This window comes from Sphingomonas sp. S-NIH.Pt15_0812 (genome assembly GCF_003951315.1).
Classification (GTDB): Bacteria; Pseudomonadota; Alphaproteobacteria; order Sphingomonadales; family Sphingomonadaceae; genus Sphingomonas.
The window spans coordinates 1-5,253 of the sequence record NZ_QLJH01000074.1 but is presented as its reverse complement, the minus strand read 5'-3'; the positions used below and the strand labels follow the sequence as shown (position 1 = coordinate 5,253).

General features: G+C 61.1%; 6 protein-coding genes. 5 read left to right on the top strand and 1 reads right to left on the bottom strand.

Annotated elements, in window-relative coordinates; translation table 11 throughout:
• The first annotated feature begins 590 nt into the window (after positions 1–590).
• The gene (locus BRX43_RS19795) at positions 591–1,427 is read left to right on the top strand and encodes a hypothetical protein (RefSeq protein ID WP_125996767.1); all 837 of its coding nucleotides are present in this window, start codon (positions 591–593) and stop codon (positions 1,425–1,427) included.
• On the opposite strand, the gene BRX43_RS19790 is transcribed toward BRX43_RS19795, so the two are convergent.
• Positions 1,411–2,814, bottom strand: coding sequence for a M1 family aminopeptidase (locus tag BRX43_RS19790; RefSeq protein WP_125996766.1), 1,404 nt, complete (start codon positions 2,812–2,814; stop codon positions 1,411–1,413). The two genes, BRX43_RS19795 and BRX43_RS19790, sit on opposite strands and share 17 nt — an antisense overlap.
• A gap of 219 nt (positions 2,815–3,033) precedes the next feature.
• Between BRX43_RS19790 and BRX43_RS19785 the strand changes: the two genes are divergently transcribed.
• From BRX43_RS19785 to BRX43_RS19770, 4 genes are all read left to right on the top strand, one after another.
• Positions 3,034–3,303, top strand: a complete 270-nt coding sequence (locus BRX43_RS19785) for a PadR family transcriptional regulator (protein WP_125996765.1) — start codon at positions 3,034–3,036, stop codon at positions 3,301–3,303.
• A complete protein-coding gene (locus tag BRX43_RS19780) occupies positions 3,300–3,929 on the top strand; it encodes a hypothetical protein (RefSeq protein WP_125996764.1) in 630 nt (209 codons plus the stop codon). Before BRX43_RS19785 ends, BRX43_RS19780 begins: the two co-directional genes overlap by 4 nt.
• Positions 3,930–3,939: 10 nt before the next feature.
• Positions 3,940–4,635: a hypothetical protein gene (locus BRX43_RS19775; protein WP_125996763.1), complete on the top strand. Its 696-nt coding sequence runs from the start codon at positions 3,940–3,942 to the stop codon at positions 4,633–4,635.
• A 95-nt stretch (positions 4,636–4,730) separates the two neighbouring features.
• A partial coding sequence (locus BRX43_RS19770; protein ID WP_164523700.1) for a hypothetical protein occupies positions 4,731–5,253 on the top strand: 523 nt, incomplete at its 3' end.

Below are 5,253 nucleotides of genomic sequence, written 5' to 3'. Positions count from 1 at the left end.
AGCTGTAGAACAGCGCCTCCTGCGCCACCGTCCGCTCGCCCATCATCGGCCCGTCTCCGCTCGCCTCAAGGCAATTGAATCAGACCACCGACACTACTGCAAGCCAGCCTTTTTCAACACAATCGGGTCGTCGCTGTCTCAAACTAGCGAACAAGACCGACCCATCGTTTGCGGTTTTAGCAGATCGACACGGCATCCCGGAGCCAACCGTTGAACTACTCGCAGCCGTCCCGTTTCTCCATCTCCGACGGGCCGTTTCGAGAAAATGCAATTGGGAACAGGTTTTGGGAAAGCGACTGGATCGGGAGACGTCTGGAGCCTGAGCTCGCCGATGCTGTCCCTATGAACCTTCGTTTGTGGGAATCGGGGATGCCATGTAGACACTCTCGGCTGTTCCCGCTCGTTCAGCAACCTTGCCGAGCGGGCTAGCGGCGATGCACTGACGGCCTTCATCTTTCGCCTGAGACCGCACTATGAGACTGATAGTCCAACTTTGTATCATCGTTTCGGGGTTGATCGGCGCTGCCGTACCCGCGTGCGCAGCGAATGTTGCCGGTATATGGGCGCTCCGCGCACAAGGCTCTACGCTAATGCTTTTTGAAGTGTCGCGCGGCCGGGAGGGTTGGACCGGATCGTGGACGCAGCCAAGCAGGTACGACACCAACGGTGAGTATTTCAACGACATCAGAGTTGAGACAACCGTTCGACGTTCTCGCGAAGCGCGTAACATTGAAGATGGCGTCGAGCTTGTTTTCGATAATCCCTGGCCTGGCGGCGCACCGGATCATATTGCCATTCATGTGGATGACGCGGGCCACGCCTGCATGCAGTGGGCAGCCTTCAATTCGACCAGGTATAAATTGACGCGGATGGCGTCACGGACCGGGTTGGGTCCGTGGCGGGTTGATCGAGGGTATGTTCCTGACATGGTCCGATCAACCAACGACACTATGACAGCCATCTTCAAAGCCGACCAAGCCGATCGCCTCGATCCGGCACACATCGACTGGAAAGTGGTCTCCCCTGCCGATCGCACCCGGCGAGAACAGACGCAAACATTGCTAGATAATGGGCGATTGTCGAGCGGTGAAGACTTCTATCATGCAGCGTTTGTTTTTCAGCATGGTGATAAGCCCGACGATTTTATGAGGGCACACGCACTGGCGATGATCGCCATTGCTCGCGGACGCCCAGACGCGACGTGGATCGGGGCAGCAACCCTCGATCGTTATCTTCAGTCCAGCGGCCGTCCGCAAATCTACGGAACGCAGTTTACTCGGCCAGCCACAGAATTTACGCAGGAGCCGTATCAACGCGGCCTACTGTCTGATGCCATTCGCAAAGCCAGCAATGTTCCACCTTTAGCTGCACAGGAAACGCAGCGCGCGGCATGGGATCGTAGGATGCCGGTTAAAAAGGCGCCCTAGTTGTTGCCGGCTGTCTCGAAGCGTCGCGAACGTCGCCATTACCGAACACCCATTCGGCAAACAGCGGGCGCAAGTCCCGGCCGCTCGACGCCTCCATCGCCCGCTGCAGATCGATGCTCGTAACCGTCCCGCCCGCATGGTCACGGGTGTAGCGACGCAGGCCAGACCAGAACCCGGCATCGCCGAGCGTAACCCGCAGCTGCGCCATGAACAGCGCGCCCTTGCTGTACTGGATCGCGCGCCGGACGCCCAATGTCGGGTAGCTGCCATCCCAGGCCAGCGGCTTGTCGAAGCCCATCGCCTGCGCCTTTTCGAGCCGGCTCCTGGCGACATCGAGTTCGGCGTCGTAGGCGACGCGGCCGTAGCGGTGCTCCTTCCACGCGGCCGTCATGAAGGTCGTGATACCCTCGTTCAGCCAGAAATCCTTGAGCGTCTTGCACGTGACGAGATTGCCCCACCATTGATGGGTAAGTTCGTGCACAATGGCCCAATCCTTCGAAGGATCATCTGGTTTCGCCGGCAACGCATCGGTGCCGAGGACGGAGTATGTCGCCGCCTCCTGCGCCTCATCGCCTTCAACCAGAAGCTGGCTGTAGTCGGCGACGGGAAGCGGCACGCCGGCCTTGGTGGAGAGAAAGGCGACCATCTCCCTTGTCACGGCAAAGCGTCGTTTCAGCTCGCTGGCGTCAATGATGTCGCTCAAATAGGTGAGCCTTTTCGATCCGACCCGTTCGCTGACCCGTGCGAACCGACCCACCGCGAAGCCATAAAGATAGGCCGAGTAGGGTCGGGGAGCTTTCCAGCGATGGATCTTACTGCCGTCCGGTCCCGGTCGCGGCGCTAACATGCTGCCAACAGACAGGCTGGTCATCCCGCGCGGGACACGCAGATCAAGCGAGAAGGCCGCCTTCTCGCCGAACTTGTTCTGGGAACAGACCATCCAGTCGCACGCGAAATAGCTGGTGTAGAGCGTTGTCGCCGAGCCCGCGAACCCACGTGCGGGGCGGCCATGATAGGATAATTCGAGCTTCACGGTGAGTCCGCGCCGAAGCGGCCGGGGCAGGTCGAAGCCCAGCACATCGCCTTCCACGGTGTGGGCGAGCGCCACGCCATCGAGAGTTGCGCTGTCGATGGAAAGAGCATTGGCGGTAAAGTTCAGGCGCCGGACGCCATCCACCGTTGCGAGCAGCGTGATCGCCTCACGCCCTGCGACCGTCCTGTTCTGGATGTCAGGGGTAAGCGCGAGCCTGTAGCTCGCCACTTCAAATCCATCGCCAGGTCTGTTGGCGGCGAGCGCAGGGCTGCACAGCAACCCCAGAGTCATTCCGGCCAGCGATGGCACCAAATTTCTGCGGATCACTGACGCCCCTTCCTCTGGCTCGGCCATTGAGCCAACCTATGGCTTCTATTGATGAGGGCCAACACTGAGGACCGGTCGCGCCGTCCGTCCTGCAAGGGATCAGGAAGCGGGAATGCCAACGCCCTCTCGAAACCCGCTAGTGGCGATGATGTGAGACGCAAGATGGCAGCATGAGGGCCGCTTGACTCTTAAGTCTACATATGGCGCATTACACGGATGATCCGGAAACGTCGCCCTTCCAAACAGATGCTGTTCCTGCTCGATGCCTTAATGGAGGAGGGGTCGGCCTGGCGGCATGGCTATAACCTGATGAAGGGCACGGGGCTGTCGTCGGGCACGCTCTACCCGCTGTTGATGCGGATGACCGAACAAGGGCTGGTCGAGGCCGAATGGCAGGAACCTGTCCAGCGCGGCCGACCGGCGCGCCATGCCTATCGTCTAACCGCGAACGGTATCGCTTTCGCTAGATCAATGGCGCCAGAGGGCAGCACTACGTCCGGATTGTCGCTCGCATGACGGCCCGCGCGGCGCAGCTCGTGATGACCTTGGCGCTTCGGTGCCTGCCGCGCGATGGTAACGATTGGGGGCGGGCGATGCTGGCGGAGTTCGACATGGCTCGGCGCGACGGCAAGCCGCTCGGCTTTGCGTTCGGATGCCTGATCGCCGGATGGCGTCGGCTGCCCTTCCACAGCGAAGGGCAATTCGCCTTGGTGCGTCACGCCCTCGTGCTCGGCCTGATCGTGCCGATCGCCACCTTCCACCTAGGCTGCGCGCTATCCGGGGCCAAGTTCATGCTGTCGGGGCATGACCATTATCATGCCATGCTGATGGCCGGCGGTGTTCGCGGACACGTCCTCGCCGATGCGTATCTGGCTGCGACCCCGGCACTGACGATGCTGCTATTGCTGCTTGGCGCCGCTCACCTAGTCGTCGCCTGGTCCATTCTCGACGGACGATGGCGCAGGGCGGCGATCATCTGGCTTGTGGCAGCGGCCATCGCAGCCGCGATCGTCGGTATCATCGTCACCTCCATCCCCGGTGCCGGCGGCAGCGCGATCCAGTTCGCGGCGCTGGCGATCGAGCTGACGGCGATCCCGCTATTGGCAAGGTGGCAAAGGCCCGTGCCGGTTTATCCTATCTGACGGAGGTTTGATGAAGACGGCGATGATGGTCGCGGCACTCGCCGCCACAGGCTCAGGGACACCGACGATAGACGGCACACGCCTGCAGGCCGGTTCGACCTGCTACGCTATTATTGCTGGCGACAAGACGATCGGCTCGACGTTGCAGACGGTCACGGCGTCGCGCGCCGGTAGCAAGCTGGTGTGGGATATCGTCGTGCATCAGAAGCTCGCCGACGGCAGCTTCGACATGCGCGACCACTTTATCGTCGATCGCAAGACTCTGTTGCCGATCAGGATGGATAGTCAGCGTGGGCGCGAGCGAACTGAAAGAGGCTGGCACCGGGTCGCCGTAGAATATGGTCCTCGCAACGCTCGGGGCACCAAGGAGACAGGCACAGGCTCGGCACCATTGGAAGCGGAACTGACGGGCCCGACTTGGGACGGCAATCTATGGGGCCTTACCTTTGCCGCGCTACCGCTGAAGGAAGGTGGCACCTACGACGTTCCCTTCTGGCAATATGACAAAGGCTTCGGCACTTTCACCGCGCGGGTCGTCGGCAGTGAGGACGTTGACACGCCATCAGGCAAGGTAGCGGCCTGGGTCGTAGAGGCCGGTGACGATCCGGCGCAGCCTGTGCGCTACAAAATTGCGAAGGGAACGCGGCAGGAGTTGGAGTACACCGCCGGGCCTAGCGGCCAGCGCCTCGGCGGGATCTGCCGCTGATCGACAATCCTCATTGCCAGAGTTATCCTATCCGTGGCTCCAAATCGGCAGGGACGACAGGTTGCCGGACATTCATCGGTCGCTGGGATGCCCATATGCGTCTGCGTTTGCTAAGCCTCTCTTTAGTTCTTCTCGGCGCTGCCGCCCCTTCCGATCCGGTCAGCCGACCTGTGCAATTTTCACTCGCACCTGAACTTTCCGGCGGTGCGCTTACTGGATTGCGAGTCCGGGTTCGCTTCCACGCCGATCCTTCGGGCACGACGAACTTCGGCTGGCCTGACGGATGGGCAGGAGAGCGAAAACTTTGGCAATGGGCGCACAACCTCAAGTTTGCGGGGGCGACGACTGTTGAAAGGAACGGTGATGGTCACTGGCGCATTCGGTCCGCGCCAGGCGAGTTGCTGACCGTCTCCTACCATGTCGTATCCGCCTATGATCATGATCCAACCGTCGACAACAGCGAGCAGCCGCGACCGGTTATCCGACCGACTTGGTTCTATGCGGTCGGCAATGCGCTTTTCGGCTATCCCGCTGGTCGTGAAGATGCACCAGCCACGTTCGATTGGTCGAGCGCCCCGGGCATCGGCTTCGCTTCGGATCTCGAACACCTCGCCGGGC

Coding starts and splice junctions, on each gene's coding strand:
- BRX43_RS19795 (WP_125996767.1), top strand. CDS start 591: ATGCTTTTTGAAGTGTCGCGCGGCCGGGAGGGTTGGACCGGATCGTGG.
- BRX43_RS19790 (WP_125996766.1), bottom strand. CDS start 2,814: ATGGCCGAGCCAGAGGAAGGGGCGTCAGTGATCCGCAGAAATTTGGTG.
- BRX43_RS19785 (WP_125996765.1), top strand. CDS start 3,034: ATGCTGTTCCTGCTCGATGCCTTAATGGAGGAGGGGTCGGCCTGGCGG.
- BRX43_RS19780 (WP_125996764.1), top strand. CDS start 3,300: ATGACGGCCCGCGCGGCGCAGCTCGTGATGACCTTGGCGCTTCGGTGC.
- BRX43_RS19775 (WP_125996763.1), top strand. CDS start 3,940: ATGAAGACGGCGATGATGGTCGCGGCACTCGCCGCCACAGGCTCAGGG.